The sequence below is a fragment of the Acidibrevibacterium sp. genome, assembly GCF_049965395.1.
Taxonomy (GTDB): Bacteria; Pseudomonadota; Alphaproteobacteria; order Acetobacterales; family Acetobacteraceae; genus Acidibrevibacterium; species Acidibrevibacterium fodinaquatile.
Genome location: NZ_JBMFWJ010000014.1, coordinates 28873 through 55546 on the forward strand (window position 1 = coordinate 28873; position 26674 = coordinate 55546).

General features: G+C 65.4%; 28 protein-coding genes and 2 pseudogenes. 6 read left to right on the forward strand and 24 right to left on the reverse strand.

All coding sequences use genetic code 11. The annotated features are described in order from the left end of the window. Nucleotides 1–13: 13 nt before the first annotated feature. The 3 genes from ntrC to dusB are packed head-to-tail and all read right to left on the reverse strand — an operon-like array spanning nt 14 to nt 3680. Entirely contained in the window at nt 14–1486 is a 1473-nt protein-coding gene (gene ntrC, locus ACP5M5_RS06380; RefSeq protein WP_427936260.1) for a nitrogen regulation protein NR(I), read from the reverse strand. Then, nucleotides 1483–2619: a two-component system sensor histidine kinase NtrB gene (locus ACP5M5_RS06385; RefSeq protein WP_427936262.1), complete on the reverse strand. Its 1137-nt coding sequence runs from the start codon at nt 2617–2619 to the stop codon at nt 1483–1485. The genes ntrC and ACP5M5_RS06385 overlap by 4 nt, the downstream gene beginning before the upstream one ends. Then, nucleotides 2619–3680: a tRNA dihydrouridine synthase DusB gene (gene dusB / locus ACP5M5_RS06390; RefSeq protein ID WP_427936263.1), complete on the reverse strand. Its 1062-nt coding sequence runs from the start codon at nt 3678–3680 to the stop codon at nt 2619–2621. The genes ACP5M5_RS06385 and dusB overlap by 1 nt, the downstream gene beginning before the upstream one ends. A 118-nt stretch (nt 3681–3798) precedes the next feature. Here dusB and ispF point away from each other — a divergent pair. After that, nucleotides 3799–4293 (forward strand): annotated as a pseudogene (gene ispF, locus ACP5M5_RS06395) (2-C-methyl-D-erythritol 2,4-cyclodiphosphate synthase); the annotation flags it as partial. A 15-nt stretch (nt 4294–4308) separates the two neighbouring features. Here the strand turns inward: ispF and ACP5M5_RS06400 are convergent. The 15 genes and pseudogenes from ACP5M5_RS06400 to purB form a co-directional block, all read right to left on the reverse strand. After that, complete coding sequence (locus ACP5M5_RS06400) at nt 4309–4491, reverse strand: hypothetical protein (RefSeq protein WP_427936264.1); 183 nt, start codon at nt 4489–4491, stop codon at nt 4309–4311. A 2-nt stretch (nt 4492–4493) separates the two neighbouring features. Next, nucleotides 4494–5801 (reverse strand): O-acetylhomoserine aminocarboxypropyltransferase/cysteine synthase family protein, encoded by a 1308-nt coding sequence (locus tag ACP5M5_RS06405; protein WP_427936265.1) that lies wholly within the window; start codon nt 5799–5801, stop codon nt 4494–4496. 193 nt (nt 5802–5994) lie between these two features. Then, nucleotides 5995–6894 (reverse strand): ADP-ribosylglycohydrolase family protein, encoded by a 900-nt coding sequence (locus ACP5M5_RS06410; protein WP_427936266.1) that lies wholly within the window; start codon nt 6892–6894, stop codon nt 5995–5997. Between the two features lie 16 nt (nt 6895–6910). Further along, complete coding sequence (locus ACP5M5_RS06415; protein WP_427936302.1) at nt 6911–7930, reverse strand: ADP-ribosylglycohydrolase family protein; 1020 nt, start codon at nt 7928–7930, stop codon at nt 6911–6913. Further along, nucleotides 7831–8184 (reverse strand): Grx4 family monothiol glutaredoxin, encoded by a 354-nt coding sequence (gene grxD, locus ACP5M5_RS06420; protein ID WP_427936267.1) that lies wholly within the window; start codon nt 8182–8184, stop codon nt 7831–7833. Before grxD ends, ACP5M5_RS06415 begins: the two co-directional genes overlap by 100 nt. 26 nt (nt 8185–8210) lie before the next feature. Beyond that, complete coding sequence (locus ACP5M5_RS06425; RefSeq protein WP_114913750.1) at nt 8211–8444, reverse strand: BolA family protein; 234 nt, start codon at nt 8442–8444, stop codon at nt 8211–8213. A 40-nt stretch (nt 8445–8484) separates the two neighbouring features. Next, nucleotides 8485–10680 (reverse strand): annotated as a pseudogene (purL, locus tag ACP5M5_RS06430) (phosphoribosylformylglycinamidine synthase subunit PurL); the annotation flags it as partial. Between the two features lie 175 nt (nt 10681–10855). After that, nucleotides 10856–11452: a DUF4276 family protein gene (locus tag ACP5M5_RS06435; protein WP_427936268.1), complete on the reverse strand. Its 597-nt coding sequence runs from the start codon at nt 11450–11452 to the stop codon at nt 10856–10858. Then, nucleotides 11452–12705, reverse strand: a complete 1254-nt coding sequence (locus ACP5M5_RS06440) for an AAA family ATPase (protein WP_427936270.1) — start codon at nt 12703–12705, stop codon at nt 11452–11454. The genes ACP5M5_RS06435 and ACP5M5_RS06440 overlap by 1 nt, the downstream gene beginning before the upstream one ends. Next, on the reverse strand, nt 12702–13394 hold the full coding sequence (purQ, locus tag ACP5M5_RS06445; protein WP_427936272.1) for a phosphoribosylformylglycinamidine synthase subunit PurQ: 693 nt from the start codon (nt 13392–13394) through the stop codon (nt 12702–12704). The genes ACP5M5_RS06440 and purQ overlap by 4 nt, the downstream gene beginning before the upstream one ends. Then, nucleotides 13391–13735: a Rap1a/Tai family immunity protein gene (locus tag ACP5M5_RS06450; protein ID WP_427936273.1), complete on the reverse strand. Its 345-nt coding sequence runs from the start codon at nt 13733–13735 to the stop codon at nt 13391–13393. Before ACP5M5_RS06450 ends, purQ begins: the two co-directional genes overlap by 4 nt. Beyond that, nucleotides 13732–13977, reverse strand: coding sequence for a phosphoribosylformylglycinamidine synthase subunit PurS (gene purS / locus ACP5M5_RS06455; RefSeq protein ID WP_427936274.1), 246 nt, complete (start codon nt 13975–13977; stop codon nt 13732–13734). The genes ACP5M5_RS06450 and purS overlap by 4 nt, the downstream gene beginning before the upstream one ends. Before the next feature lie 28 nt (nt 13978–14005). Further along, nucleotides 14006–14770: a phosphoribosylaminoimidazolesuccinocarboxamide synthase gene (purC, locus tag ACP5M5_RS06460; RefSeq protein WP_114911931.1), complete on the reverse strand. Its 765-nt coding sequence runs from the start codon at nt 14768–14770 to the stop codon at nt 14006–14008. Between the two features lie 72 nt (nt 14771–14842). Then, a complete protein-coding gene (locus ACP5M5_RS06465; protein ID WP_427936275.1) occupies nt 14843–15574 on the reverse strand; it encodes an NRDE family protein in 732 nt (243 codons plus the stop codon). Between the two features lie 4 nt (nt 15575–15578). Continuing rightward, on the reverse strand, nt 15579–16931 hold the full coding sequence (gene purB / locus ACP5M5_RS06470) for an adenylosuccinate lyase (RefSeq protein WP_427936276.1): 1353 nt from the start codon (nt 16929–16931) through the stop codon (nt 15579–15581). A 117-nt stretch (nt 16932–17048) separates the two neighbouring features. Between purB and ACP5M5_RS06475 the strand changes: the two genes are divergently transcribed. The 4 genes from ACP5M5_RS06475 to ACP5M5_RS06490 all read left to right on the forward strand — a co-directional run bounded on the left by ACP5M5_RS06475 (nt 17049) and on the right by ACP5M5_RS06490 (nt 19374). Further along, nucleotides 17049–17657, forward strand: a complete 609-nt coding sequence (locus tag ACP5M5_RS06475; protein WP_427936277.1) for a YjbE family putative metal transport protein — start codon at nt 17049–17051, stop codon at nt 17655–17657. Nucleotides 17658–17741: 84 nt separating this feature from the next. After that, nucleotides 17742–18692 carry a tetratricopeptide repeat protein gene (locus ACP5M5_RS06480; protein WP_427936279.1) on the forward strand — a complete coding sequence of 317 codons (951 nt, stop codon included), beginning with the start codon at nt 17742–17744 and terminating at the stop codon, nt 18690–18692. Nucleotides 18693–18766: 74 nt separating this feature from the next. Next, a complete protein-coding gene (locus ACP5M5_RS06485; RefSeq protein WP_114911926.1) occupies nt 18767–18970 on the forward strand; it encodes a Trm112 family protein in 204 nt (67 codons plus the stop codon). 155 nt (nt 18971–19125) lie between these two features. After that, a complete protein-coding gene (locus ACP5M5_RS06490) occupies nt 19126–19374 on the forward strand; it encodes a hypothetical protein (RefSeq protein ID WP_427935118.1) in 249 nt (82 codons plus the stop codon). Between the two features lie 289 nt (nt 19375–19663). Here ACP5M5_RS06490 and ACP5M5_RS06495 read toward each other — a convergent pair whose 3' ends face one another. From ACP5M5_RS06495 to ACP5M5_RS06505, 3 genes are read right to left on the reverse strand one after another with little or no spacing between them, the layout of a single operon-like run. Continuing rightward, nucleotides 19664–20407: an ABC transporter permease gene (locus ACP5M5_RS06495; protein ID WP_427936280.1), complete on the reverse strand. Its 744-nt coding sequence runs from the start codon at nt 20405–20407 to the stop codon at nt 19664–19666. Next, complete coding sequence (locus tag ACP5M5_RS06500; protein WP_427936281.1) at nt 20404–21174, reverse strand: ABC transporter ATP-binding protein; 771 nt, start codon at nt 21172–21174, stop codon at nt 20404–20406. Before ACP5M5_RS06500 ends, ACP5M5_RS06495 begins: the two co-directional genes overlap by 4 nt. After that, complete coding sequence (locus ACP5M5_RS06505; RefSeq protein ID WP_427936282.1) at nt 21171–22187, reverse strand: ABC transporter substrate-binding protein; 1017 nt, start codon at nt 22185–22187, stop codon at nt 21171–21173. The genes ACP5M5_RS06500 and ACP5M5_RS06505 overlap by 4 nt, the downstream gene beginning before the upstream one ends. Before the next feature lie 168 nt (nt 22188–22355). Here ACP5M5_RS06505 and ACP5M5_RS06510 point away from each other — a divergent pair, with 168 nt between their 5' ends. Further along, nucleotides 22356–23597, forward strand: coding sequence for a class I SAM-dependent methyltransferase (locus tag ACP5M5_RS06510; RefSeq protein ID WP_427936283.1), 1242 nt, complete (start codon nt 22356–22358; stop codon nt 23595–23597). A 20-nt stretch (nt 23598–23617) separates the two neighbouring features. Here ACP5M5_RS06510 and ACP5M5_RS06515 read toward each other — a convergent pair whose 3' ends face one another. Genes ACP5M5_RS06515 through ACP5M5_RS06525 form a run of 3 tightly spaced genes read right to left on the reverse strand, consistent with a single transcriptional unit; the run spans nt 23618 to nt 26652 of the window. Then, complete coding sequence (locus ACP5M5_RS06515; protein WP_427936285.1) at nt 23618–25219, reverse strand: fatty acid--CoA ligase; 1602 nt, start codon at nt 25217–25219, stop codon at nt 23618–23620. 44 nt (nt 25220–25263) lie between these two features. Continuing rightward, complete coding sequence (locus tag ACP5M5_RS06520; RefSeq protein ID WP_427936287.1) at nt 25264–25920, reverse strand: CoA transferase subunit B; 657 nt, start codon at nt 25918–25920, stop codon at nt 25264–25266. Nucleotides 25921–25941: 21 nt separating this feature from the next. After that, entirely contained in the window at nt 25942–26652 is a 711-nt protein-coding gene (locus ACP5M5_RS06525; protein WP_427936288.1) for a CoA transferase subunit A, read from the reverse strand. Nucleotides 26653–26674 lie beyond the last annotated feature (22 nt).

Consider the following 26674-nt stretch of genomic DNA (forward strand, 5'->3'; position numbering starts at 1 on the left):
CGCCCTGCCCGCCTCATGACACGCCGCGCAGCACCTGGATGTCGAGATCGCGGATCTTCTTGCGCAGCGTGTTGCGATTCAGTCCGAGCATGGCAGCGGCCTTGATCTGGTTGCCCCGGGTCGCCGCCAGCGTCAGCTCGATCAGCGGCCGCTCGACCTCTGCCAGCACCTGGTCATAGATATCGGAGGGCGCAAGCCCGTCACGATGGGCGGCAAGAACATGCATGATATGCCGCTCGACCGCCTGCGCCAAGCTTTCCGATGCCGATGCCGCCGGCGGCGGCGGCTCGGCGGCGGGGGATGCGCCGGTATCGAGCAACTCGCTCTCGATCACCTCGCGCCCGATGACCTCCTGCGGGTAGAGGGCGGCGAGGCGACGCATCAGATTTTCGAGTTCGCGGACATTGCCCGGCCAGCGATAGGCCATCAGCGCGCGCTGCGCTTCCTCGTCGAGGGCCTTCGCCGCCATCCCCTGTTCGCTCGCGCGGTCAAGGAAATGGCGGGCGAGTTCGGGGATGTCCTCGGCGCGTTCGCGGAGCGGCGGCAGGCGGATCGGCACCACGTTGAGGCGGTAGAAGAGATCCTCGCGGAACAGGCCCTGGCGGATCGCCTGGCGGAGATCGCGGTGGGTCGCGGCGATGATGCGGACATTGGCGCGGATAGACTGACGCCCGCCGACCGAGGTGAATTCCCCCTCCTGCAGCACGCGGAGAAGCCGGGTTTGCGCCTCGGGCGGCATGTCGCCGATTTCGTCGAGAAACAGCGTCCCCCCCGCCGCCTGCTCGAAACGCCCGGGGCTGCGGCTGGTCGCGCCGGTAAAGGCGCCGCGCTCGTGGCCGAATAATTCGCTCTCGATCAGTTCGCGCGGAATCGCCGCCATGTTGATGGCAACGAACGGGCCGCCACGCCGGCGCCCGTAATCATGCAGCGCACGCGCGACCAGTTCCTTGCCGGTGCCGGATTCACCGATGATCATGGTGGTGAGGTCGGTGGTGGTGAGGCGAGCGATGGTGCGGTAGATCTCCTGCATCGCCGGGCTGCGCCCGATCAGCGGCAGGCGCTCCTCGCCCTCGCTGCCGATCGCCGGCGGCCGTTCGGCCATCGGCGACGGCGCCGTCAGCGCGCGGCCCACCGCGGCGAGCAATTCCTTGAGATCGAAGGGCTTGGGCAAATATTCGAAGGCGCCGCGCTGCGCCGCCTTGACCGCCGTCAGCAGCGTCGATTGCGCGCTCATGACGATGACGCGCAAGTCCGGGCGCAGGCGGCGGATGCGCGGCACCAGATCGAGCCCGTTCTCATCCGGCATGACGACGTCGGTGATGACGAGATCGCCCTCCCCCTCCTCGACCCAGCGCCAGAGGGTCGCCGCCGTCTGCGTGCTTCGCACCTGGTAGCCGGCGCGCCCGAGCGCCTGGGTGAGCACGGTGCGGATCGAGCGGTCGTCATCGGCGATCAGGATCGTCGGAACAGCCCCCGGCAGGCTCATACGGTGTCGCCTTTTTCAGTCAGCATGGGAAGATGGAGCCGGAATTCCGTGCGTCCGGGCCGGCTTTCGACCTCGATCAGGCCGCCATGATCGCCGATGATCTTGGCGACCAGCGCAAGCCCGAGCCCGCTGCCAGCAACCCGCGAGGTAACGAAGGGGTCGAAGAGATGCGGGCGGATGTCGTCGGCGATGCCCGGCCCGTTATCGCGCACCGCGACCACCAAGGGCAGGTGGAGCGACTCCTCCGCCCCCGGCACGGCGAGGCGGAAACCGTGCTGAAACGCCGTCGAAAGCGTGATCTCGCCAGGCGTGACGCCGGCTTCGGTGATCGCCTCGGCAGCGTTCTTGACCAGATTGAGGATCACTTGCAGCAACTGGTCGCGATGGCCGGAGACCGGCGGCAGGGAGGGGTCGTAAAGCTCGTTGAAGCGGATCCCAGCGGCAAAGCCCGACTGCGCGAGGCGGCGGACATGCTCGAGCACGCGATGGATGTTGACCGCCTCGCGCCGGAGCGGCTTTTCGCCAAACACCTCCATGCGGTCGACGAGGGTGCGAATGCGGTCGGCCTCGTCGCGGATCAGAACGGCGAGTTCGCGATCGGCCTCGGCGACCGAGTTCTCGAGCAGTTGCGCCGCCCCCCGAATGCCGGAAAGCGGGTTTTTCACCTCATGCGCGAGCACCGCCGCCATCCCGGCGACGCTGCGCGCCGCACCACGGAAGCTCAATTGCCGGTCGAGCGCACGAGCGGCCGAGAAATCTTGCAAAATCAATAAAACAAAGCCCGGCTTTTCGGCAATCGGGGTGCCCTGGACGGTGATCCCCGGCTTCGAAAGGCGCGGGCTTTCGAGGGTCAGATCATGATCCGCGACCGTGACCTCGCCGCGGCGAACCTGCGAGAGCAGCATGAAAATCGGATTATCCGGCGGCACCAGATCGAGCAGGCGAAGCTGCATGAGCTGGGTTCGCGAGAGGCCGAAGAACTGCTCGGCGGCGTGATTGGCATACTGAAAACGGTTTTCGGGATCGAGCAACACGACCGGCGCCGGCAAGGCGCCGAGCAGCAGGGCCGGCTCCATAGCCGCCAGTTCCGCCCCTGCCTGATCTGCGCTGCTGATCCCGCGCGCAGCACGCATCAGGCCGCCTCGGCGACCGGGGATGAGGCGTCGATCAGCGGGTCATAAAAGCGATTGATCAGCGCGAGCACTGCGGCAACCTCATCGAGCCGGTTGATGTCGGCGCGAAACATCGCCGAGCCACGGAGGCCGGTCGTGTACCAACCGATATGCTTGCGCGCGATGCGAAGCCCAGCCTCCGCACCGTAATGGCTGAGCATGGCGTCGAGATGGCTGAGCAGGATTTCCTTCTGGCGCGCGAGCGGCGGCGGCGCGAGCGTCTCGCCGGTCGCGAGGAAATGGCTGATTTCGGCGAGCAGCCAGGGCCGGCCATAGCAGCCGCGCCCGACCATGACCCCGTCGGCGCCTGAGCGGGCAAGCGCGCGGGCGGCATCAAGCGGCGTCTTGATATCGCCGTTGACGATCACCGGAATCGAAACCGCCTGCTTGACCTCAGCGATGAAATCCCAATCGGCGTTGCCGGTATAGAATTGCTGGCGGGTGCGGCCGTGCACGCTCACCATGCGGATGCCGCAGGATTCGGCGATGCGCGCAAGGCGCGGCGCGTTGCGGTTGGCATGGTCCCAGCCGAGGCGCATTTTCAGCGTCACCGGAACCGGGACGGCGCGCACCGTGGCTTCGAGAATGCGCGCCGCCTGCCCCTCGTCGCGCATCAGGGCCGAGCCCGCCTGCTGGCCGAGCGCCACTTTCTTCACCGGGCAGCCGAAATTGATGTCGATCAGATCGGCGCCGCGTGCAACGGCAAGCCGCGCCGCCTCCGCCATCGCCTGCGGCTCGCAGCCGGCGAGCTGGACGGCGTTCGGCCCGGTGCCGGAGACCACTTCCGCCATCCGCAATGTCGTCTGGTTTTCGCGAATCATCGCCCAGGAGGCGATCATCTCCGAAACCACGAGGCCGGCGCCGAGCGCGCGCACGAGGCGACGGAACGGCAGATCGGTCACCCCCGACATCGGCGCGAGAATGACCGGCTCGGGAAGCCGCACGCCACCGCCGAGGTCGATCGCGGCGAGCTTGGAAAAACCGGCGAGAGCGGGAGACGGCGAAGAACGGGTGCTCAGCATTTAATCAAATTAGCCGCTCGAAGGTTGACGCGCAACCAGTGTCCGGCGATCATGCCGAGAGAGAGAGCAGATGGGCGCAGGGGGCGCGGGAGTGTTGCACGAAAATCATGCGCCGTTGCCAAGCTGGCTGCCCCGCATCGGCACCGGTTTTGATGTCCACGCCTTCGCGCCGGGCCGCACGCTCGTTCTTTGCGGCGTCGTCGTGCCGCATGAGCAAGGGCTCGCCGGCCATTCGGACGCCGATGTCGGCATCCACGCGCTTTGTGACGCAATTTACGGCGCCCTCGCCGAGGGCGATATCGGGCGCCATTTCCCGCCATCCGACGCCGAATGGAAAGACGCCGACAGCGCCCGCTTCCTCCGCCACGCGGCTGGCCGCATCATTGCGCGCGGCGGCGTCTTCGGCAATGCCGACGTCACCCTGATCTGCGAGCGGCCGAAAATCGCGCCGCACGTGCCGGCGATGGCGGCACGGCTCGCCGAACTCCTCGGCGTCGCCGCGGGCCAGGTTGCAATCAAGGCGACGACCTCGGAAAAACTCGGCTTTACCGGCCGCGGCGAAGGCATCGCCGCGCTCGCGAGCGCGCTGGTGCTGCTGCCGGCGGGCGGCTGAACGTCAGCCGCCGCCTCAGTGGCCGGGGGCTGCGACCGGCGCGCAATTGCTGCGCCCGGCGGCGACGCAATCCTGCACCCGCCCGGCCTCACCGAGAACATGCACGAGCCACAACCCGCCCGCGACGAGAACGGCCACCACGACCAGCGCAATCAAGGCGCCGCGCGGCGGCGGATCATCGTCGCGATCGTCAGCCATGCTCAGCCAACCATTCTCGCCGCCGCCAGCGCCTGATCGAGGTCGGCGAGAATGTCGTCGATATGCTCGATGCCAATGGAAAGCCGCACATAACCGGGCGAAACCCCGCTCGCCGCTTGCTCGGCCGGCAAAAGCTGGGAATGCGTCGTGGTCGCCGGATGGATCGCGAGACTGCGGGAATCCCCGATATTGGCGACATGATAGAAAAGTTTGAGCGCGTCGATGAAACGCCGGCCGGCCTCAGCGCCGCCCGCGAGCTCGAACCCGACCAGACCACCCTTCCCGCCCGGCATGTACTGCGCCGCGCGGGCCAATGCCAAGCCTTCAGCGCGGCCCGGATAGATGACGCGGGTGACGTCTGGGTGGCCAGCGAGAAACGCTGCGACCGCCGCGGCATTCTCGCTATGGGCGCGCATCCTGAGCGCCAGGGTCTCGAGCCCCTGGAGTATGAGAAAGGCATTGAACGGGCTGAGTGCCGCGCCGAGATCGCGCAGCAGCGTCACCCGCGCCTTCAAAATATAGGCGATGGGGCCGAGCGGCTTTGCCGCCTCGCTCCACACCGCGCCATGATAGCTCGGGTCAGGGCGGTTGAGCAGCGGCTGGCGTTCGGGAAACGCACCCCAGTCGAAATTGCCGCCATCGATCAAAACGCCACCGATCGAATTGCCATGCCCGCCGAGCCATTTCGTCGCCGAATACATCACCACCGCGGCGCCATGCGCGAAGGGGCGGACAAGCAAGGGCGCCGCCGTGTTGTCGATGATCAAAGGGATGCCGAAACGCCGCCCGATGGCCGCAACCTCGCCGATCGGAAAGACGCGGAGCTTAGGATTGGGCAATGTTTCGGCGTAATAGGCGCGGGTGCGGGCATCGGTCGCCCGCGCGAACGCCTCAGGGTCTTCGGGATCGACGAACCGCACCTCGATCCCCTGATCCTTGAGCGTATTGGCGAACAGATTCCAGGTGCCGCCATAAAGATCGGTCGCGCTCACGATATTGTCGCCGGCGCGGGCGAGATTCTGCACCGCCAAGGCCGAGGCCGCCTGCCCCGAGGCCACCGCCAGCGCCGCAACCCCGCCCTCGAGCGCCGCAAGTCGCTTTTCCAGGACATCGACGGTCGGGTTCATGATGCGGGTATAGATGTTGCCGAGTTCCTTCAGCGCAAACAGATTGGCCGCCTGCTCGGTGCTGTCGAACTGATAGGACGTGGTCTGATAGATCGGCACCGCAACCGCATGGGTCACCGGATCGGCGCGCCAGCCGGCATGGAGTGCAAGGGTCTCGGGATGCGGCGGGTTGGACTTCGTCATCGGCGGGAACTCCTGTAAAACACGATTTTATATCGTGGAATTTTTTTATATGCTCTAAATCTTGTATAATTTCGAGGGCGCGCCGGCAAGAGATTTCTTCATGTAAACAGGGTTGGTTCTTTTTTGAAAAAAAGAACCAAAAAAACTTTCCCGGGGCGGCTCTCGCCGATGGCGACAGCCGCATGGGAGAAAGTTATTTCACGACATCGAATAGCTGCTCGGCGAGCCGGGTGATGCGATCGATGCCGACCAGCTTCTCCCGCCAGGCGAGCGGCAAGGCCGAAGCGCCCCAAATCGCGCCGGCGATCTGCCCGGTCACCGCCGCGACGGTATCCGCATCCTGGCCGAGATTGGCCGCGAGAATTAGCGCCGCGCGCGCATCCTCCGAGCGCGCGACGCACCAGAACGCCGCCTCCAGCGTATCGACGACATAGCCGGAGGAGCGGATCTGCGCCCGCTGCTTATCGCGCCAGCGCCCAGCGGCGATCTGGGTGATTTCGGCGAGCCAGCCCGGCCGCGCCGGCTGCAACAGCGCCGCCTTGCCAGCGCCACCGATCGCCGCGACCAACACGCGCGCGAGCAACTCACACGCATCGAGGCAGGCTGGCGCGGCGTGCGTGGTCTGGCTCTGCAAACGCGCAATCGCCGCCGCGCGATCGGGCGAACCATGCCAACGGATGGCAACCGGCGCGAGGCGCATGATACTGCCATTGCCGGCATCCATCGGATCTTCCGAGCCCGCCATCGGATCGCCATTCTTGCGAAAGCGCTCGAGCGCCGCGCGGGTCGCGTTGCCGATGTCAAAACAGGTGCCGGTCGCGCTATTTTCGCCCTTTTTCCACCAGCGCACGAAGCGCTCCATCAAATCGCGCGGGTCGAGATCGGGATGGGCGAGGAGCGATTCGGCGAGGCAAAGCGCCATCGCCGTGTCATCGGTCCACTCGCCGGGCTTCAAGCCAAACGGGCCGCCGCCGATGAGATCGGTGACGAGCGGGCGGGAATCACGCTTTTGAAATTCCAACGGCACGCCGAGCGCATCGCCGGCCACAAGCCCGAGCAGGCTGCCAATGGCTCGATCGCGGCGCGGATCCATATCTCGTCTCCCAAAATCATTCCCCCATGAAAGCGCCAGCCTCATAGAGCCGCAGCGCCCGGTCAGAGATATGCGCGACCTTGGCGAGGTTTTCCACCCAGATTTGCGGAATGGCAGCCGCGCCCCAAATGGCGCCCGCGATCTGCCCGGCGATCGCCGCGGCGGTATCGGCATCGCCACCGAGATTGGCGGCCAGCAGCACCGCCTCAGAGAAATCCCCGGCACGTCCGACACACCAGAGCGCCGCTTCCAGCGTGCCCGCCGCGCTGCCATCGGCGCTGATCTCGCCCCGCCGCTTGCCCCGCCACGCCCCTGATGCCAGGGCCGCGATCGCCGGCTCGCGCACATCAGCGCCAGGCGCGGCAAGCGCCGCCTTGCCCGCGCCGGCGATCGCTGCAACCAGAATGCGGGCAAGAAGTTCGGCCGCCTCGACCGCGACCGCCGCCGCATGGGTCGTCTGGCTCTGTGCGCGGGCGATCCGCGCCGCCTCGTCCGGCGCGCCATGAAAGCGAATCGCAACCGGCGCAAGCCGCATGATTCCGCCATTGCTCGCCGGCGCCCGACCCGCTTCGGCGAGAAGCCGGCCCTCCGTGCGAAACCCTTCCAGCGCCGCCCAGGTCGTCCGCCCGATGCCGATGCCAACGCCGGTCGCGCTATTTTCGCCCCGCTCCCACCAGCCCAGAAACCGGGAAAGGAGGTCCAGAGGGTCGAGCGCCGGATCGGCCAGCAGCGAATCGGCAAGACAGAGGGCCAAAGCGGTATCATCCGTCCACGCGCCCGGCGGCAACGCGAACGGCCCGCCACCGACCATGCCGATCAGCGGCGGCTCGACATCGCGGGGGCTGCCTTCGCGCGGCGCGCCGAGCGCATCACCCACCGCAAGCCCAAGCAGGGCGCCGAGCGCCCGCTCCCGCCGCCGGTCAGACGCCGGCGACGTCAGGCCGCGGCCTGGTGCGGCACGCCCTTTTCCTTGAGCAGTGCAGCAAGCTCGCCAGACTGGAACATCTCGGTGACGATATCGCTGCCGCCGACGAATTCGCCTTTGACATAAAGCTGCGGAATGGTCGGCCAGTTGGAGAACTGCTTGATACCGTCGCGCAGCTCCGGGTCTTCCAGGACGTTCGCGGTGTGGAAGGGGACTTCGAGATGGGTGAGAATCTGCACGACACGGGCCGAGAAGCCACATTGCGGGAACATCGCCGTCCCCTTCATGAACAGCATAACGGGATGGGCGTCGATCTCGGCCTGGATGCGGGCGAAAACGGGGTTGGCGGAAGCTTCGGTGGTCATCGCGAAAAAACTCCTTATCGCATGCGTCATTCAGGAGGCATGGTCTGCAACGCGAGGGCATGCAGCTCACCGCCCATGCGCCCACGCAACGCGGCATAGACGATCTGGTGCTGGGCGACGCGCGAGAGGCCGCGGAAGCGCTCGCTCACCACCGTTGCCGCGTAGTGATCGCCGTCGCCGGCGAGATCCTCGATCGTGACGCGAGCATCAGGCAGCGCCGCCTTGATCAGGGCCTCGATCTCGCTCACCGCCATCGCCATCGCCATATCCCTCGCCGATTCCGCTAGTTTCGTGTGGCGCGGCCATGAAAGCGGGGAAAAACCGCTCGTGCGCCGCCTGCAACTCTGCCAGCGATATGGCGAGGCCACCCGGCAGTGTCAAATCCCGCCCGGTGCTTTCGCTGCGATCGCTTCTGCCGAGGAAGCGCGCCGGCACGCCCGCCATCTCGGCGGCGACGAGCATGGCCGCGCCATCGGCGAGCGCGAGCACGTAACGCCCTTGCTCCTCGCCGAACCAAAAGGCATGCGCCGGCAAATCGGGCGGCGGCGGGTCGAGGATCACACCGGTCTCACCCGCCAGCGCCATCTCGGCGAGCGCGACCAAAAGCCCGCCATCGGCGACGTCGTGGCACGCTTTGACGCGCCCGGCGAGAATTTCCGCGCGCACGAAATCGCCCGCCCGGCGCTCGGCGGCGAGATCGACCGGCGGCGGCGCGCCCTCTTCGCGGCCACAAATCTCACGGAGCCAGAGACTTTGGCCGAGCCAGCCGACGCTCGCCCCGATCAGCACCAAATCCAACCCCGGCGCCAGAGCGATCCCGACCGCATCCGCCGCATGATCGAGCACGCCAAGCCCGCCGATTGCCGGCGTCGGCAAAATCGCGCGACCCTCGGTCTCGTTATAGAGGCTGACATTGCCGCTGACGACCGGGAAATCGAGCGCCCGGCAGGCTTCCGCCATGCCACGGATCGCGGCGGCGAACTGGCCCATGATCTCGGGCTTTTCCGGGTTGCCGAAATTGAGATTATCGGTCAGCGCAAGTGGCCGGGCGCCGGTTGCGGTCAAGTTGCGCCACGCCTCGGCGACCGCTTGCGCCCCGCCGACGTGCGGGTCGGCGGCGCAGTAGCGCGGCGTGCAATCGGTGGTCAGCGCGAGCGCGAGATTATGCCCCTCGATCCGCACCACCGCAGCGTCCGCCGCACCGGGCCGCTTGATGGTCTGCCCGCCGACGGTCGCGTCATATTGATCCCAAACCCAGGCGCGCGAGCAAAGGTCAGGGCAGGCGACGAGGCGCAGCAAGGCCGCTTTGATGCCGATCGGATCGGCGATGGTGGCGGGATCGAGCGCCGGCGGTGGCGGCGTCTCGGTGATCGGGCGGCGGTAGAGCGGCGCCTGGTCGGCGAGCGGGGCGAGCGGGATATCGGCCTCGATCCGCCCGCGATGGCGCACGACGATATGGCCGCTTTCGGTGAGATGGCCGATGATCGCGAAATCCAGATCCCATTTGCGAAAAATCGCCGCCGCCATTGCCTCGCGCCCCGGCCGCAGCACGAACAGCATGCGTTCCTGGCTTTCCGAGAGCATCATCTCATAGGCGCTCATGCCGGTCTCGCGTTGCGGCACCTGGTCGAGATCGAGTTCGATGCCAACCCCGCCCTTCCCCGCCATCTCGACCGAGGAACTGGTGAGCCCAGCCGCGCCCATGTCTTGGATGGCGATGACGGCATCGGTCGCCATCAGCTCGAGGCAGGCCTCGATCAGCAATTTCTCGGTGAACGGGTCGCCGACCTGCACCGTCGGGCGCTTTTCCTCGGCATCCTCGGCGAATTCGGCACTCGCCATGGTGGCGCCGTGAATACCGTCGCGCCCGGTCTTGGCGCCGACATAGACGACGGCGTTGCCAATACCGGCAGCGGCGCTGAGGAAAATCCGATCCGCCGGCGCGATCCCGACCGTCATCGCGTTGACCAGCGGGTTGCCGTTATAGGCGGGATGGAAATTGACCTCGCCGCCGACCGTGGGGACGCCGACGCAATTGCCATAGCCGCCGATGCCGCGCACCACGCCATCAAGGATGCGCCGTGTCGCCGGATGCGCCGGATCGCCGAAGCGGAGCGCATTGAGATTAGCGATCGGGCGCGCGCCCATGGTGAAAACATCGCGCAGAATGCCGCCAACCCCGGTCGCCGCCCCCTGATAGGGCTCGATGAAGCTCGGATGGTTGTGGCTCTCCATCTTGAACACGGCCGCCAAACCTTCGCCGATCGCGACCACCCCGGCATTCTCACCCGGCCCATGGATTACCCAGGGCGCGCTCGTCGGCAAGTCACGGAGCCAGACGCGCGAGGATTTATAGGAGCAGTGCTCCGACCACATGACCGAGAAAATACCAAGCTCTGTAAGGCTCGGCGTGCGCCCAAGAATGGCGAGAACCCGGCCATACTCCTCGGCGCTCAGGCCGAATTGACGGGCGAGGTCAGCAGAAATTTCGGTCATGGGTAGCCGTATAAAGATAAAAGGGAAGAAAAAACTTCTTTTTCTAAAGAAAAAGAAGAAAAAAGACTTTTTTCCCGTTTTCTCGGAGTGGCAAGCCTCCTCGGAGCGGGCAGTGCCATAGGCGCTGCCCAACACATGAGAGTTTTTTGGTTCTTTTTTTCAAAAAAGAACATTTTCATACCCTTGTCATTGCCCGGCGAAGGGCCTGAAAGCTCGGCGACGTGTTGCGGGCGGGATCGATATGGGGCGCGATCTTCGTTGCCGCCTCGATCTTTCTCAGGCCCGAGGAGAAATAGCCAGATTTTCTCATGCTGCGCTCGAAGGCTTCCCAGGTTCCCCCTTGGACCGCATCCGGCGCGCGGCAATGCTGTGGGGGTTTGTTAGCTTTCGGATAGGCCGCCCGCACCGCCTCCCAATCTCCGAAATACCAGGCTTCCAACTCCTCGATAGCGATGCGGACAATGATTTGGGCTGGCCCACGTTGATCTTCGCTGATCCGAAGTCCAGCGTTTCGCGCCATGGTTTCGATCCACGATTTTAGCTCGTGGCAATCATCGTTGTCACGATCGATGACGACAATAATTCTATGGGACGACGGCAATGATCGCGCATAACCGCGCAAACGATTCGGCAACCTCTCAAGAAATGTTCGTTTATCAGTATATTGTGTGATTTTGAAACTCATTTCCCCGATCATCTTGGGCAAGACGGCTCTTAGCGCAGCTTCCATTGACGGCTCTTCGACCAAGATTTCGAAATGCCGCAGCACCATCAGGATTTCCGCGACTTCTCCGGCGCCCCGGAACGGACCAGTGGGTCGCCAAGCCCAAAATGCCCCTCGCTCCAAAGCTGCCCGAGACGCGCGCCCTCATCGATAAAATCTTTGATATCTTCAATATCCGAGGCGCGCTTGACCTGGGTATAGCCTTGCTCGTCGCGATAGAGAACACGAACTTCTTTCGGCTGCATCGCGTCGAGAAAAAACGGCGAATGGGTGGTGACGAGCAACTGGGAATGCTCGCTCGCGCGCCGACACTCGTCCGCGAGAGGCCCGAGCAGGCGCGGGTGGAGAAAATTCTCCGGCTCCTCGATGCCGATGAAGCGCGGCGGTTCGGGATCGTAGAGTAAAATCAGATAGGCGAGCATTTTGAGCGTGCCGTCGGAGGCGAAGCGTGACAGCACCGGCCGGTCGAACGGCGCGTCCTTGATCTGCAAAAGCAACCTTCCATCCGGCATCGCCTCGGCCAGGACTCTTTCCAGACGTGGCACCCGCTCGGCGAGAACGCGGAAAATTTCATTCAGCCGATCGGAATGGCGCTCGTTGAGGTACTGGATAACGTTCGGAAGATTATCCCCAGTTTTGCTGAGCCGCTCCTGCGGTCCCGCTTCCGGCTGGTTGCGCGCATCATCGATGGAGAGATAGGAAACATACCAGTCGGTGATGAAATCGCGCAGCGCCGCGACACGAGGATGTTCGGCAAGCTGGCCCAGCGTGTTGACGGCGATCAGGTCGGGCGCACGCAGGGGAACCTCAATGCGGGTTGCCTCTGCGTCAGGCTCCTCACCCCTGATAACCCTTCCAACCCCCCTTCTATAATCCAGGAACCGGAAAGGCTGACCGCCTCTACCGCGCGTCCATCGCAGCCATTCCTCCGTGACGACGGGACTACCCCGCTCTTCATCAATCGCGAGATGGTAGGTGATGAGAGGCGTTTTGGGGCGTTCCCGGTATTTCAACTCAATCACCAAAGGCCCCTCGCTACCCCGAGTCTTGAGTTCCCGCGCACGACCGCGCCGGTCCCAGGCGTGGCGCAGCCCTGATTGAAAGCATTCCGAAAGAAAATTGAATACGTCGAAAACCGTCGATTTACCGCTGCCGTTCGGGCCGAGCAGCACGGTCATCGGCGTGAGGTCTTTGATCTCGATCGATTTCAGCGCGCGATAATTCTGCACCTTGAGCGCGGTGATTCGCGGCACCGCGTCCGGCGTCATTGCGGTCCGCTCCGGCTGCCGCGCCCGGGTCATGCTGCGAGCGCCCCAGCGAGCCCGGCGAACAGGGGCAGACCGTCCTCGCCGCCGACGAGTGGGTCGACGAGGTCTTCGGGGTGCGGCATCAGGCCGAGGGTGCGTAAATTGGGCGAGAAAATGCCGGCGATCGCGCGCGCGCTGCCGTTCGGGTTCGCCCCGGGCGTGACGTCACCCGCCGGCGTCACATAGCGGAAGGCGATCAGCCCCTCACCCTCCAGCCGGTCCAGAGTCGCGTCATCGGCGAAGTAATTGCCATCGCCATGGGCCATCGGCGCGCGGAACACATCGCCCGCCCGATAACCGCTTGTGAAGGCGGTATCGGCGCGCTCGACCCGCAAATGGCAGTCGCGCGAGAGAAAACGCAAGCCAGCATTGCGGAGCAGTGCTCCGGGCAGCATCCCGGCCTCGATCAGGATCTGAAACCCGTTGCAGACACCGAGCACATGGCCGCCGCGCGCGGCGAAATCGCGCACCGCCGCCATCACCGGCGCCCGCGCCGCCATCGCGCCACAGCGGAGATAATCGCCGTAGCTGAACCCGCCCGGGAGCACCACGAGATCGAGGCCGGCGAGGTCGGTCTCCTGATGCCAGATCATGCGCGGCGCCCGCCCGCTCGCGCGGGTGAGCGCAATCGCCATGTCACGCTCGCGGTTGATGCCGGGAAAGAGAACGATGCCGGCGTTCATTGTGGACAGGGATAAAGTGCCCGCAACGCCGCGCGCACGGCGGGCGCGGCATCGCCGTCCGGCTCCCCCTTGGCATGCGCGCGGAGATAATAAACGACCGCATCGCGGAGATTGCGGATCGCAAGCCCGGCCGGCACGCAAACCTTGCTTCCTGCCTCGCTCTGGGTGGTGTCGGTGACGCCGATGAGATAGCCAGTGCAGTCGGCGAGCCGCCGCTCATCGGAGGAGGCGCAGGACTTGATGAGAAAATCGCGCTTGATGAAACCGGCCTCGGCCGGCCTTGCCGCGATCAGCATGACGCCGCCGAGCAGCGCCGCGAAAACCACGAGAGATCGCATCATTTCGCCTCCACTTGCACCGAAAACCGTTCGATCACCAGATTGGCGAGCAGTTTGCGCGCCATCTCGCTGGCCATGGCCCGCGCCGCCTCGGGGTCGGTTTCGTTAAGTTCGATCTCGATCACCTTGCCCGCCCGCACGTCCGCGACCGCGGCGAAGCCCAAGCCGTGCAGCGCCTGTGCGATCGCCTTGCCCTGCGGGTCGAGCACCCCCTCTTTAAGCATCACTGTGACGATCGCCTTCATCGCCCGCCTCCTTAAACGTTCCGCCGGCCTATTGCATCGTCTCCGGCCCCTTGAGATCGCGTGAGCCGGCCTCGGGCATGATGCCGAGCCGACGCGCCACCTCCTGATAGGCCTCCTCGACCTTGCCGAGATCGCGGCGGAAGCGATCCTTGTCCATTTTCTCGTTGGTTTTGGCGTCCCAGAGGCGGCAATTATCCGGGCTGATCTCATCGGCGAGGATGATCCGCATCTCCTCGTTCTCCCACAGTCGGCCGAACTCGAGCTTGAAATCGACGAGCATGATGCCGACGCCGAGAAATAGGCCGGTGAGAAAATCATTGGTGCGGAGCGTGAGCGCGATGATGTCGTCGAGATCTTGCGGCGCTGCCCAGCCGAACGCGGTGATGTGCTCCTCGGCCACCATCGGGTCGTTGAGAGCATCGTTTTTATAATAGAACTCGATGATGGAGCGCGGCAGACGGGTGCCCTCAGGGATGCCAAGCCGCGCCGAGAGGCTGCCCGCGGCGATGTTGCGAACCACCACTTCGAGCGGAATAATCTCAACTTCACGAACCAGTTGCTCGCGCATGTTAAGGCGGCGGATGAAGTGATTGGGAATTCCGACCTCGGCAAGGCGCAGCATCAGATACTCGCTGATGCGGTTATTGAGCACGCCTTTGCCGGTGATGACGCCTTTTTTCTGGGCGTTGAAGGCGGTCGCGTCGTCCTTGAAATATTGCACCAGGGTGCCGGGTTCTGGCCCCTCGAACAGGATTTTCGCCTTGCCTTCGTAAATTTGCCGCCGTCGCGCCATGAGTGTCCTTCCTTCTGCCGCGAAATCCGGCGCCCTCGGTATACCCTCCCGCCGCCAAAGCGAAAAGGCCGGTCAGTCCGCCGCCAGGCTCACCGGCGTGAAGGCGGCGCTATCGGGCGGCCCCGGCGCGAACAGCCAGACCGGGACGCCGTTGGCGGGCAACGCCAGGAGTGAGGCACAGACGGTGCCGAATCCGCCGCGCGGCGTAATGGTGAACTGGCTTTCGATGGCGCCGCTGCGGTCAGCGAGAATGCTGCGCCAGCTCTCCCAATCGTCCGGCGGCACCGGCGCCGGCGCTGCCATCAGCCGCGGCAAATGGCGGGCGACGCGCGGGCTGGTGAGATCATTGGGATCGCGCGCCGTCACCATCGCAAGACCCGGCGCGAGCCGCTCGGCATGCGGCGTGCCGGTGGCGAGGCCACGGAGGAAATAGGCACCCGAGCGATCGGCGATCACCATGTTGAAGCGCCGCCACTCGCCGGCATCGAGCCGGGTGATCGCCGCTGCCGCGGCCTCGGCGCTGTCTTCGGCGAGCGCGATCAGCGGCAATTCGCCGCGGCTCCGTTTGCCGAGCTTGGGGCCGAGACTGCCCTGGCGATTGAGCACCGCGGCGACCACCCCGGCGCGGTTGATGGCAAGCCAGGTGCCGCCGGCGAGATGATCGCGCCCGCCGACCACGCCCGGATGCGCAGGCCAATGTGCCGCCGGCGCATCCCAGCCGCGATCAACCATTTCGTCGCGATTGGCGGCAAGCAGGAGCGGCCAGGGATCACCAGGGCGATGGAGCACGACCAGAGTACACACCGGCTTAGTCTCCTTTCGCGCCGTCAGGCCCGAAAACGCGGGCAAACACGGTATCGAGGGTGCGGAGATGGAGCCCAGGATCCATCGCCGCATCGAGCACCGCCGCCGGCACCCGTCCTGCGACCTCGGGATCGGCCGCGAGATGGTCGCGGAAGCTTTTCGCCGCCTTCGTCCCGAGCGCCTCCCAGGTCGCCATGGCGTTGCGCTGCACCACGGCATAGGCCGCCTCGCGCGAAAGCCCGGCGCGGGCCAGCGCGAGCAGCACCTCGCCACTATGGACGACGCCGCCGAGGGAATCGAGATTGGCCTGCATGCGCGCGGGGTGGATGACCAGCTTTTCCATCATGCCGGCCAGCCGCGAGAGCGCGAAATCAAGCGCGATCGTCGCGTCCGGCGCGATCACCCGCTCGACCGAGGAATGGCTGATATCGCGCTCATGCCAAAGCGCGACATTTTCGAGCGCCGGCATGGCGTAGCCGCGCACCAAGCGGGCCAAGCCGGTGAGGTTCTCGCTCAGCACCGGATTGCGCTTATGCGGCATCGCCGAAGAGCCTTTCTGACCGGGGTGGAAAAACTCCTCGGCCTCGCGCACCTCGCTTCGCTGCAAATGGCGCACTTCCGTCGCCAGTCGCTCGATGCCGCTCGCGATCACCGCGAGCGTGCAGAAATAGGCGGCATGGCGGTCGCGCGGGATGATCTGGGTCGAGACCGGCTCGATCGCGAGGCCGAGTTTTTCGGCAACATGCGCCTCGACCCGGGGATCGACGTGGGCATAAGTGCCGACCGCGCCGGAAATCGCGCAGGTCGCGATCTCGGCGCGCGCGGCGACGAGGCGGGCGCGGGCGCGGGCGAATTCGGCGTAATGCCCGGCGAGTTTCAGGCCAAAACTGGTCGGCTCGGCGTGGATGCCGTGGCTGCGGCCGATGGTGAGCGTCGTTTTGTGCTCGAACGCCCGGCGCTTCAGCGCCGCCAGCACGAGATCGAGATCGGCGAGCAGGAGATCGCTCGCTTGCGCAAGCTGCACCGCAAGACACGTATCAAGCACGTCCGACGAGGTCATGCCGAGATGAACGAAGCGCGCCTCCGGCCCGACCGCCTCGGCGAGCCAGGTGAGGAAGGCGATGACGTCGTGACGCGTCTCCTGCTCGATCGCATCGATGCGGTCGAGGTCGGCCGCCGTGATCGCGGCGACACGCGGGCCGCCGCGCGTGCGGATGGCGCGCGCCGCGTCTTCCGGGATATCGCCGATCGCCGCCATCGCCTCGGCGGCGAGCGCCTCGATCTCGAACCAGATGCGATAGCGGTTCTCCGGCGCCCAGATCGCGGCCATCGCCGGGCGGGTATAGCGTGGAACCATGTTTTCCAGGTATCCCTAAGACGAGCGGAGATCAGAATCTTCCTCGCCCTAGCTTCCCGCGCGGCGCCTGACAACCCCGCTTGCCGCAACCCTGCAACGCCCGATCCTGGAGCCGCGATGACCGCCGCCGCCCTCCTCCCCGCGCTGATCGCGCTGATCGAGGTCGCGGCGATCGATCTCGTCCTCGCCGCCGACAATGCCATCGTCGTCGGGCTTGCCGTCCGGGGGCTGCCGGCGGCGGCGCGGCGGCGGGCGATGGTGCTCGGCATTACCGCCGCCACCGGTTTGCGCATCCTCGGCGGTCTGGTCGCGCTGCGGCTGCTTGCGATCATCGGCCTCACGCTGGCCGGCGGGCTCTTGCTGCTGTGGGTCACTTGGAAAATGTATCGCGAGCTGCGCAAGCCGGCCGAGAGCGGCACGGGCGGGGCGGCAGCGACAACGCTCTCGCAAGCCTTACTCCGGATCATCGCCGCCGATCTCTCGATGAGCCTCGATAACGTCCTCGCCGTCGCGGGGGCGGCGGAGAATAACCGCATCGTGCTCGTCGCCGGTCTTGCGCTCGGTGTCGTGCTGATGGCCTTCGCGACCGACCTCGTCGCGCGCCTGCTCGCGCGCTATCCCCGGCTCGCCTGGCTCGGCTGGCTGATCGTGCTTTATATCGCGCTGAAAATGATCGTCGCGGGCACCCACGATGTTCTGCGCGCACTTCCCGAGACAATCTTCTAAGCCGGCCGATGGTGCGGACCGGGGTTCGTGCCCTATGATGGGCGACAGCAATTGCGACAACCTACGAACAAGGATGCTGCGGATATGGAACTGATCGGACAAGGACGGCCCGCCGCCGCGACCGCGGCGCCGCCCGGCGCGAGTGCTGCGATGATCATCGAGGGTGATCAGCGGACCTTCATGCGCGATGTCGTCGAGGCGTCGCGGCAGGTGCCGGTACTGGTCGATTTTTGGGCGACCTGGTGCGGCCCCTGCCGGCAGCTCACGCCGACGCTCGAAAAAGTCACCCGCGCCGCCGGCGGGCAGATCAAGCTGGTCAAGATCGACATCGACAAGAACCAGGCCTTGGTCCAGCAACTGGCCCAGCTCGGCCTGCCGCTGCAATCGGTGCCGACGGTCGCCGCCTTCTGGCAGGGGCAGATCGCCGATCTGTTCCAGGGCGCCTTGCCGGAATCGGAGGTCAAGCGTTTCGTCGAAAACCTCCTCAAGGCGGCTGGCGGGGCAATGCCGGCGGCCGATCTCCTGGCCGAGGCGCGGGCGGCGCTGGACGCGGACGATCCCGCCGGCGCACGCGACCTGTTCAGCGCCCTGCTCGCCGAGGAGCCGGAAAACGCCGCCGCCTGGGGCGGGCTGATCCGCGCGCTCATCGCGCTCGGGGATGAAGCGGACGCCGAGGCGACGCTGACGCAAGTGCCGGCGGCGCTCGCCGAGCATGCCGAGATCATTGGCGCCAAAAGCGCCCTCGCCCTCGCCAGCGAGGGACGCAAGGCGGCGGCGGCGATCGAGAGCTACCGGGCGCGGCTCAAGGCCGACCCCGCCGACCACGAAGCCCGCTTCGCACTCGCGACCGCACAAGCGGCGCTCGGCGAGCGGGAAGCGGCGGCGGACGAACTCCTCGACATCATCCGCCGCCAACCGGGCTGGAACGAGGACGCGGCGCGGCTGCAATTGCTGAAATTCTTCGCCGCCTGGGGCATGGACGACCCGGTGACGATGGCGGCGCGGCGCAAGCTTTCGGCCCTCCTGTTCCGCTGAGCGGCTTGAGCGCCGCCGCCCGCGACGGCGGCGCCCGCCTTGCCTGCTGATTTTTTCCCCGAGGGAGATGCCCCGTGACCAATTCCCTGCCCGAGACCGGTGACCGTCCGGTCGACCCGCGGCTGCTCGAAATCCTGATCTGCCCGCTCACCAAGCAGCCCCTTCGCTATGACCGCGCGCGGAACGAGCTGATCAGCGATGCCGCCGGCCTCGCCTACCCGATTCGGGACGGTATCCCGATCATGCTGCCCGAGGAGGCCCGCCCGCTCACCCCGTGATGCGTCTGATATGGCAAGCCCAAGGCTTTTGTGTGCGGCGCAACACAGCCATGCTTTTATAAGCTTGTGTGTGATAACCTATGCTACTATCTCTCGCCCATCCGGTGGACAGCCAGAGCGGCAGACCACCACACGACGAAAGAGGGTAGAAGATCATGCGCAAGTTTCTTTTCGCAGCCGTTGCCGCCATCGCGCTCACCGCGTCTGGCCATGGTGTCCATCAGGCGCCGGCCTCCCTGCAGCAGCAGGCTGCCGGCAAGCCGCCGGCAACGAGCACCGACCGCGCCGCGACGCTGGCCTGGGGCCGCGCCCCGCAGATGGATGCCAACAGCTTCCAGACCGCCCAGGGCTATGACGGCCAGAAGCCCGAAACCCAGCGCGCCAGCCCAAACGGCAACGCCTGATCTCACGATCACCGCTGGTCTGAAACCATCCAACGAGGGGGCGAAAGCTCCCTCGTTTTATTTGATGCGCAAAAAGCGGCGGCGCCGATGCCCGCTCTTAGGGTGAAAAGTTTTTTGTTAGGAGGTCGTTCGCGGAAATCATCTGGGCCACGCGGTCACCACACCGCACCAACAGGCCGGACACATGACCGCACGCGAAGCCATGCCCAAATCTCGCCACCCTCCTTGAACCCAACGGGCCGTCCCCACAGGGTTTTTTTGCAAAAAAAAGAACTCTTTCCTTTTTCCCTTACCGCCGCGCCAGAAACCAGCGTTCGAGTGCCCCGAGGGTGGCGTTGATCGCAAGCCCGGTGATGCCGAGCAAGACGAGGCAGGCGAACATGCGCGGGATTTGCAGGCGGTAGCCGGCTTCGATCAGGCGGTACGCGAGGCCGGTCGCGAAGCCGCCGGAGCCGGCGACGAATTCCGCGACCACCGCGCCGACCAGCGCGAGGCCACCGGAAATCCGAAGCCCGGCGAGGAAATAGGGCAGCGCCGAGGGGAGTCGCAAAAGCCAGAGCGTCTGCCAGCCGCTCGCGCCGTTGAGGCGGAAGAGATCGAGATAGTCCGGCGCGACGGCGGCGAGCCCGGCGGCGGTCGCCGAGAAAACCGGAAAAAACGCGATGATGGTGGCGCAGACGACGAGGGCGGCGAAGGGATCGCCGACCCAGACGATGATCAGCGGCGCGATGGCGACAATCGGCGTCACTTGCAAGGCGACCGCCCAGGGCTGGATCGCGGCGCGGAGCAGCGGGCTCGCCGCGACCAGGAGCGCGAGGGCAACGCCGAGCGCCGTCGCCGCGATCAGCGCGGCGAGGGTGACGGTCAGCGTCGCCGCCAGCGCCGCCATCAGCCCGGCGGGATCCCCGAGAAAGGCGGCAGCGATCGCAAGCGGGCCGGGCACGAGATAGGCGGGAACGGCGAGCGCGCGCACCAAGCCTTCCCAAAGCGCGAGGGCGGCGAGGCCGAACAGCAGCGGGGCGAGACGCGTCATGCCGGCGCCGCGGCGGGGTCGAGCGTTTCTTCGAGCCGCCGCGTGATGGCAGCGACCAGGGTTGCATAAGCGGGATCGAGCCGGCGCGCAGGCCCTGCCGGGAGATCGACCGCGATGTCGTCCGCGATCCGCCCCGGGCGCGGGCTCATCAGGACGATGCGGCGGGCGAGAAACGCCGCCTCATAGATCGAGTGGGTGACGAAGACGATGGTGCAGCCGGCCTCCTGCCACCAGGCGAGGAGATCCGCTTGCAGCTTGTGGCGGGTGAATTCGTCGAGGGCGGCGAAAGGCTCGTCCATCAGCAGCAATTTCGGCCGGGTGAGGAGCGCGCGGGCGATCGAGACCCGCATCCGCATACCGCCGGAAAGCTGCGCCGGGCGCGCCTGCGCGAACCCCGCGAGCCCGACCGAAGCTAGTGCCGCAGCAACGCGCGGCATCGCCGCCGCCCGCGCGACCCCGCGCAGGCGGAGCGGCAGATAGACATTCTCCGCCGCACTCGCCCACGGAAGCAGAGTCGGATCCTGAAAGACGAACCCGATCTCCCCCGGCGCCGGGGCAGCCCCCTGCCAGGAAAGCTGGCCGTGATCCGGCCGATCGAGCCCGGCCAACAGCCGCAGCAGCGTCGATTTGCCGCAGCCCGAAGGGCCGAGCAGGGTAACGAAATCACCCGCCGCGATAGTGAGCGAAACCCCGCGCAAAGCTTCGGTGCCGCTCTCAAATCGGCGGCCGACCGCGTCAAGGGAGAGCAAGGCCGGCGAGAAGCTCAAGGCGTTTTCGGTCGCATCTGCAGGCCAACCCCCTTGTCGACGAAGCGCAGCGTATAGGCGCTGCGCCAGTCCATGTCCTTCGGATAGAGCCCAGCCTGCTGCATGCTTTGGAAGAATTCGAGCCAGCGTGCGGCGGTCATGGCGCCGATCCCGAGCTTTTCGGTATCGCCTGAATCGACGATGCCATGTTGTTTCAGCACCCTCCGTCCATAGTCGAGCAGGGGCTGGGTCATTTCCGGGTTTTCCTTCTTCATCAAGGCATTGCCCGGCGTCGGGTCATTGTAGAGATAGGCATACCAGCCCTCGATCGAGGCATCGAGAAAGCGCTGGACGAGCTCGGGCTTATCCTCGGTAAGCTTGCGGCTGGTCGTGATCAGGCTGGCGTAGCCTGCGAACCCGGCATCGGCGACCAAAAGCACCACCGGTTTTTCCCCCGTCGCTTCCTCGATCGAGAACGGCTCGGAGCCGAGATAGCCCTCCTGGACGGCCGCTTTATCATGCAGGAAGGGCGCGAGATTGAAGGTGTAGGGGCGGATCTGGCTGTCGCTATAGCCGAATTTGGCGCGCAGGAAATTCCACCAGCCGGCGCGGGTATCGGCGCCGATCATGATCGGCTGGCCGCGGAGTGCTGCGAAACTGTCATGGCCCTGGCCGCGATGGGCGATGAGCACCGAGGGGTCTTTCTGGAACATCGCGGCGATGGCGACGAAAGGCAGCTTCTGCTGGACGAAATTGAGGGCGAGGAAGCTGTTCGAGGAGATGGTGAAATCGAGCCGCCCGGCGAGCAGAAGCTGGGTCTGGTTCACCTGCGGCCCGCCTTGGCGGATGGTGACGTCGAGCCCGTGGCGGCGATAGATCCCGCTCGCCAGCGCCTGGTAATAGCCGCCATATTCGGCTTCCGCCTTCCAATCGAGGCCGAAGGTGACGTGATCCTCGGCCCGCGCAAGCCCTGGCGCGAGCAGCGCCACGGCAATTGCCAACCCCGCCAGCGCGAAGCGTCTGATGCTAGCCATCGCGATGTCTCTCCCTGAAGTGCCCGCCGCCACTGTTCCTGCCCGGCGGGAAGAAATCAAGGCGAGGCACCTCGCGCGTTGGTGAAAAATTTTGACGTGCCCCCCATTTCTGCGCCATGCTGGCTTGCGTGGGCAAGATCGACCGACGGAAGAAGCACGGGTAATGGCATGCGCGCTGTTATGGATGGTTTTTTACGGCGAATGATCACGGCGGGGCAGCTTACGGTGCGCTGGCCCGATGGCTCCCAGAGCCGCTATCAAGGCAAGCATGACGGCCCGGCCGCGGGTCTTGCGATCAACTATCCGGCGGCGGTCCGGCGCCTGGTTCTCAATCCCTCGCTCGCGCTCGGCGAAGCCTATATGGAGCGACAGGTCGAACCACTCGATTGCTCGCTTTTCACCATGCTCGACGTGCTGGTGCGCAATTCCGAGACCAATCTTTCCGCCCATCCCATGATGCATCTTCATACCGTGGGCGGCTGGCTGCTGCGGCGTTGGCGCCAGTTCAATCCGGCGTCGCGCGCCCGGCGCAACGTCGCCCATCATTACGACCTCAATGGCCGGCTCTACAGCCTCTTTCTCGATCGCGACCGGCAATATTCCTGTGCCTATTTTCCCACCGGCGGCGAAACCCTGGAAGAGGCGCAGACCCTGAAGAAGCGCCATATCGCGGCGAAGCTCAAGCTCGATCGCGAGGGGCTTGCGGTGCTCGATATCGGCAGCGGCTGGGGCGGGCTCGCCCTCACGCTGGCGCGCGACTATGGCGCCCGCGTCACCGGCATCACGCTCTCTTCCGAACAATTGCACGAATCGCGCGCCCGCGCCGAAGCCGAGGGGCTTTCGGATCGGGTGCGGTTCGAATTGCAGGATTATCGCGCGCTCTCTGAACCGTTCGACCGCATCGTCTCGGTCGGCATGTTCGAACATGTCGGCGTCGATCATTATCGGCAGTTTTTTGCGACGGTGAAACGTTGTCTGGCGCCGGATGGGGTTGCACTCCTGCACGCGATCGGCCGCGCGGCGGGCCCGGGCAGCACCAATCCCTGGCTCGCCAAATATATTTTCCCGGGCGGTTATTCGCCGGCTTTGAGCGAAGTCGTGCCGCATATCGAACGCGCCGGGCTCTGGATCACCGATATCGAAATCCTGCGCCTGCATTACGCCGAGACGCTGCGCCATTGGCGCCGCCGTTTCGCCGCCAATCGCGATGCCATCGCCTCGCTCTATGACGAGCGTTTCTGCCGCATGTTCGAATTCTACCTCGCCGGCTCAGAGCTCGCTTTCCGCCGCCAGGATCACATGAATTTTCAGATCCAAATGACCCGTTCGCCCTACGCCTTGCCGATCGCGCGCGATTACATGGTCGACAACGAGCGCAGAGTGGCGAGCGAAACCAAGCAGCAGGCGTAAACCGGCGGCGCGCCGGGCATTCACCCGAAGCGCGCGCGAAGACGCTTTTTGTCGAGCTTGCCGACACTGGTTTTATCGAGCGCCTCGACGATTTCGATACGCTCGGGCACCGCAAAGCGCGAAATTTCACCGCGCCCGGCGGCATTGAACAGATGCGCGCGCACACTCTCGGGGTCGAGCGTCCGCCCGGCCTTGGGGACGATGAGCGCAACCGGCCGCTCGCCCCATTTCGCATCGACGACACCGATCACCGCGACCTCGCCGACATCCGGATGGCGCGAAATCAGATCCTCGAGATCGAGCGAGGAGACCCATTCGCCGCCGGTCTTGATCACGTCCTTGGCGCGATCGGTGATGCGGAGATAGCCATGCGCGTCGATCACCCCGATATCGCCGGTATGAAGCCAACCGCCGGCCCAGAGCGTCTCGCTCGCCGCCGTGTTGCCAACATAGCCCGCGGTCAGATGCGGCGCCCGCGCCACCACCTCGCCTTGATGGGCGCCGTCATGCGGGAGATCGTTCATTTCTTCGTCGACGATACGCAATTCGACCAGCACGCTCGGCATGCCGGCGCTGGTGCGGGCCCGCACCGCCTCCTCGCCGGCAAGGCCGGACTTGACCTGGGCAATAGAGAGCACCGGGCAGGTCTCAGACATCCCATAGCCGGCATAGACGTCGATGCCGCGCGCGAGCGCCTGCTCGGCGAGACCACGCGGCAGCGCCGAGCCACCGATGATGACCTGCCAGCGCGCAAGATCGAGGTCGCGAAATTCCGGCGCCGCCAGCAGCATGTTGAGAATGGTCGGCACGCAATGGGAAAATGTCACGCCTTCCCGTTGATAAAGGGCGGCGATGCTCGCCGGCGCATAGCGGCCGGGATAGACCTGCTTCATCCCGGCGAGCGTCGCGAGATAGGGAATGCCCCAGGCATGGACATGAAACATCGGTGTGAGCGGCAGATAGACGGTCTCGCGCGAAAGCCGCCCCTGCTGGCTCGCGAGCATGATGGTCGCCATCAGCGAAAGCGTGTGCAGCACGATCTGGCGATGCGTGAAGGAGACCCCTTTGGGAAGCCCGGTGGTGCCGGTGGTGTAAAACTGGGTCGCGATGGTGTTTTCGTCGAACTCGGGAAAATCAAAGCGAGGATCAGCGTCGGCGAGCAGCGCCTCGTATTCGCCGGCGAACGAAAGCCCGGCCGGCATCCCCCCGTCGTCGGGGAGCGCGATCAGCGTGCGCAGTTTCGTCAACCGGTCACGGATTTGCGCGACCAGCGGGACGAAATCGGGATGGACGAGCAGAATCTCAGCGCCGCTATGATCGAGCGTATAGGCAAGCTGCTCGGGCGCAAGCCGGGGATTGGCGGTCATCAAGACGGCGCCCAGCATCGGCACCGCGAAATAGCACTCGAGATAGCGGTGGCTGTCCCAATCGAGCACCGCGACCCGCATCCCCGGCCGGGCGCCGAGGCGCGTGAGCACATTGGCGAGCCGGGCGATACGGGCGATGAACTCCGGATAGGAATGCCGACGGAGATCGCGATAGACGATCTCGGCGCCGCTCGCCTGCTGGATCGGTGTGGTGAGAAGCTGCTTGATCAGCAGCGGATAGGCATAGGCCGACATTTTTCCTCCCCGTTTTTTACCACGCCGCGCGTCTAGGCACGCCGCTACCAGGTTTTCACGCTGGGCGCTGGCCGGAAAGCGGCGGCAGTCTGGGCGCGAATTTCGTCCATGCTGACGCCGGGGGCGAGATCGGTGAGGATCAGGCCGCCGCCGGCTTCGCGATCGACCTTGAACGCGCCGAGTTCGGTGATGATGGTATCGACGACGCCCTTGCCGGTGAGCGGCAGCGTGCATTCCTTCAAGATTTTCGGCTCGCCGCGGGCGGTATGCTCCATCAGGATGACGACGCGCGGCACCCCGGCGACGAGATCCATCGCGCCGCCCATGCCCTTGACCATCTTGCCCGGGATCATCCAGTTGGCGAGATCGCCATTTTCTGCGACCTGCAACGCGCCGAGGATGGAGATGTCGATATGGCCACCGCGCACCATGGCGAACGAGGTCGCGCTATCGAAAATGCTCGAGGTCGGGAGCAGGGTCACGGTCTGCTTGCCGGCGTTGATGAGATCGGCGTCCTCCTCGCCCTCGTAAGGGAACGGCCCGATGCCGAAAAGCCCGTTTTCGCTGTGGAGATGGATCGAAAGCCCTTCCGGAATGTGGTTGGCAACCAGGGTCGGGATGCCGATGCCGAGATTGACGTAAAATCCGTCCTCGAGTTCGCGGGCGGCGCGGGCCGCCATGTCGTCACGGGTCCAGGGCATGGGTCGTCTCCTCGAATGGGGTCAGGCGGCGCGCTTGCGGGTGGTGCGTTGCTCGATGTGTTTGTGCACTTTGTCGAGCTTGATCATGCGTTTGACGAAAATCCCTGGCGTCACGATAGCGTCCGCCGCGATTTCGCCCGGCGCCACCAGATGCTCGACCTCGGCGACCGTAACACGCGCCGCCGTCGCCATCACCGGGTTGAAATTGCGCGCAGTCAGGCGATAAACGAGATTGCCTTCGCTATCGCCCTTCCAGGCATGAATGATGGCGAGATCGGCGAAGAGACCGCGCTCCATGAGATAGGTCTTGCCGTCGAATTCGCGCACTTCCTTGCCCTTGGCGATCTCGGTGCCGACGCCGGTCGGGGTGAAGAAGGCGGGAATGCCGGCGCCGCCGGCGCGGATGCGCTCGGCGAGCGTGCCTTGCGGGTTGAACTCGATCTCCAATTCGCCGGCGAGATACTGGCGGGCGAAGGTCGCGTTCTCGCCAACATAGGAGCTGATCATCTTGCGGATCTGGCGGGTTTCGAGAAGAATGCCGAGGCCTGCGCCATCGATGCCGGCATTGTTGGAAATCACCGTGAGGCCTTTGACGCCGGAATCCCGGATCGCCTCGATCAGGGCGGCGGGAATGCCGCAAAGGCCGAAACCGCCGGCCATGATCGTCATGTCGTCATGCAAAAGCCCGGCGAGCGCCGCCTTCGCATCCGGATAGACCTTATTGACCGCCATCGTGCCTCTCCCCTCGATTGCC

Coding starts and splice junctions, on each gene's coding strand:
- ACP5M5_RS06515 (WP_427936285.1), bottom strand. CDS start 25,219: ATGTCGGCCTATGCCTATCCGCTGCTGATCAAGCAGCTTCTCACCACA.
- ACP5M5_RS06475 (WP_427936277.1), top strand. CDS start 17,049: ATGACCGCCGCCGCCCTCCTCCCCGCGCTGATCGCGCTGATCGAGGTC.
- ACP5M5_RS06410 (WP_427936266.1), bottom strand. CDS start 6,894: ATGGATCCGCGCCGCGATCGAGCCATTGGCAGCCTGCTCGGGCTTGTG.
- ACP5M5_RS06525 (WP_427936288.1), bottom strand. CDS start 26,652: ATGGCGGTCAATAAGGTCTATCCGGATGCGAAGGCGGCGCTCGCCGGG.
- purQ (WP_427936272.1), bottom strand. CDS start 13,394: ATGAACGCCGGCATCGTTCTCTTTCCCGGCATCAACCGCGAGCGTGAC.
- purB (WP_427936276.1), bottom strand. CDS start 16,931: ATGGTTCCACGCTATACCCGCCCGGCGATGGCCGCGATCTGGGCGCCG.
- ACP5M5_RS06385 (WP_427936262.1), bottom strand. CDS start 2,619: ATGCGTGCTGCGCGCGGGATCAGCAGCGCAGATCAGGCAGGGGCGGAA.
- ACP5M5_RS06425 (WP_114913750.1), bottom strand. CDS start 8,444: ATGGCGATGGCGGTGAGCGAGATCGAGGCCCTGATCAAGGCGGCGCTG.
- ACP5M5_RS06480 (WP_427936279.1), top strand. CDS start 17,742: ATGGAACTGATCGGACAAGGACGGCCCGCCGCCGCGACCGCGGCGCCG.
- grxD (WP_427936267.1), bottom strand. CDS start 8,184: ATGACCACCGAAGCTTCCGCCAACCCCGTTTTCGCCCGCATCCAGGCC.
- ACP5M5_RS06520 (WP_427936287.1), bottom strand. CDS start 25,920: ATGCCCTGGACCCGTGACGACATGGCGGCCCGCGCCGCCCGCGAACTC.
- purC (WP_114911931.1), bottom strand. CDS start 14,770: ATGGCGCGACGGCGGCAAATTTACGAAGGCAAGGCGAAAATCCTGTTC.
- ACP5M5_RS06440 (WP_427936270.1), bottom strand. CDS start 12,705: ATGACCCGGGCGCGGCAGCCGGAGCGGACCGCAATGACGCCGGACGCG.
- ntrC (WP_427936260.1), bottom strand. CDS start 1,486: ATGAGCCTGCCGGGGGCTGTTCCGACGATCCTGATCGCCGATGACGAC.
- ACP5M5_RS06490 (WP_427935118.1), top strand. CDS start 19,126: ATGCGCAAGTTTCTTTTCGCAGCCGTTGCCGCCATCGCGCTCACCGCG.
- ACP5M5_RS06495 (WP_427936280.1), bottom strand. CDS start 20,407: ATGACGCGTCTCGCCCCGCTGCTGTTCGGCCTCGCCGCCCTCGCGCTT.
- dusB (WP_427936263.1), bottom strand. CDS start 3,680: ATGCTGAGCACCCGTTCTTCGCCGTCTCCCGCTCTCGCCGGTTTTTCC.
- ACP5M5_RS06400 (WP_427936264.1), bottom strand. CDS start 4,491: ATGGCTGACGATCGCGACGATGATCCGCCGCCGCGCGGCGCCTTGATT.
- ACP5M5_RS06405 (WP_427936265.1), bottom strand. CDS start 5,801: ATGACGAAGTCCAACCCGCCGCATCCCGAGACCCTTGCACTCCATGCC.
- purS (WP_427936274.1), bottom strand. CDS start 13,977: ATGAAGGCGATCGTCACAGTGATGCTTAAAGAGGGGGTGCTCGACCCG.
- ACP5M5_RS06435 (WP_427936268.1), bottom strand. CDS start 11,452: ATGGTGCTGCGGCATTTCGAAATCTTGGTCGAAGAGCCGTCAATGGAA.
- ACP5M5_RS06505 (WP_427936282.1), bottom strand. CDS start 22,187: ATGGCTAGCATCAGACGCTTCGCGCTGGCGGGGTTGGCAATTGCCGTG.
- ACP5M5_RS06450 (WP_427936273.1), bottom strand. CDS start 13,735: ATGATGCGATCTCTCGTGGTTTTCGCGGCGCTGCTCGGCGGCGTCATG.
- ACP5M5_RS06510 (WP_427936283.1), top strand. CDS start 22,356: ATGCGCGCTGTTATGGATGGTTTTTTACGGCGAATGATCACGGCGGGG.